This window comes from Kocuria soli (genome assembly GCF_003797835.1).
Lineage (GTDB): Bacteria > Actinomycetota > Actinomycetes > Actinomycetales > Micrococcaceae > Kocuria > Kocuria soli.
In genome coordinates, this window is the sequence record NZ_RKMF01000030.1 from 1 (window position 1) to 1,075 (window position 1,075).

General features: G+C 65.5%; 1 protein-coding gene. It reads left to right on the plus strand.

All coding sequences use genetic code 11. The features are described 5' to 3' along the window. Nucleotides 1-103 precede the first annotated feature (103 nt). On the plus strand, nucleotides 104-1,054 hold the full coding sequence (locus tag EDL96_RS13295; protein ID WP_123826704.1) for an IS481 family transposase: 951 nt from the start codon (nucleotides 104-106) through the stop codon (nucleotides 1,052-1,054). The last annotated feature ends 21 nt before the right edge of the window (nucleotides 1,055-1,075 follow it).

The following is a 1,075-nucleotide window of genomic DNA, read 5'->3' on the forward strand; positions in this document are numbered from 1 at the left end:
TGTACCTGGCCATGACGTTGGTAGCAGCGGGTCGGGTTGAACGAGGGAGAACCTCCGAGTGGGATGTGGCTTGTCTAAGGCCCACTCCACCCCGGAGGTTCTCATGTCCCACGGTAGTGCCCGCCTGACCGTTCACGGTCGTCGGTTGATCGTCCAGCGTCATCACAACGGGTGGAAGAAGGCGCACATCGCCGCAGCGATGGGTGTCTCGCGCAAGTGCGTCACGACATGGATCGACCGGTACGCCGCCGAGGGCGAGGACGGGCTGCTCACCCGTTCCTCCCGGCCACACTCGATGCCAACCAGGACCAGCGCGCAGGTCGAGGCTCAGGTGCTTCAAGCACGCAGGGTCCACCGTGAGGGTCCGGGCCTGCTGGGCCCCCGGGTGGGTGTGCCGGCCCGGACCGTCTCCCGCATCCTGGCCCGCCACGGCGTACCGCGGCTGGCCGTGTGCGATCCGATGACCGGGGAGGTGATTCGCTCCTCCAAGTCCACCGCGGTCCGCTACGAACGGGACAGACCGGGAGAACTGGTCCACGTAGACGTCAAGAAGCTAGGCAAGATTCCCGAGGGAGGCGGGTGGCGTGCCCACGGCCGTAGCGTGCAGGTCCGCGGTCGCGGCAACGGCTACGACTTCGTGCACTCGATGGTCGATGACCACTCACGGCTGGCCTATTCCGAGATCCACGACGACGAGAAGGCCGGCACCTGCGCGGCCTTCCTGACCCGGGCCGCGGCCTACTTCGCCGCGCACGGCATCGATCAGATCGAACGAGTCATGACCGACAACGCCATGGCCTACCGGCACGGTCAGGCGTTCATTGACGCGGTCGCAGCACTTGGGGCCAGGCAGAAGTTCATCAGAGCGCACTGCCCCTGGCAGAACGGGAAAGTGGAGAGATTCAACCGCACCCTGCAGACCGAGTGGGCCTACCGCCACGTATTCACCAGCAACCAGGCGCGTAAAGAGGCGCTTGACCCCTGGCTGAACATCTACAACACTCAACGCCGCCACAGCGCACTCGACGGACTACCTCCGACCAGCCGCCTGTAACCAACGTCGTGGCCGAGTACA

Coding starts and splice junctions, on each gene's coding strand:
- EDL96_RS13295 (WP_123826704.1), top strand. CDS start 104: ATGTCCCACGGTAGTGCCCGCCTGACCGTTCACGGTCGTCGGTTGATC.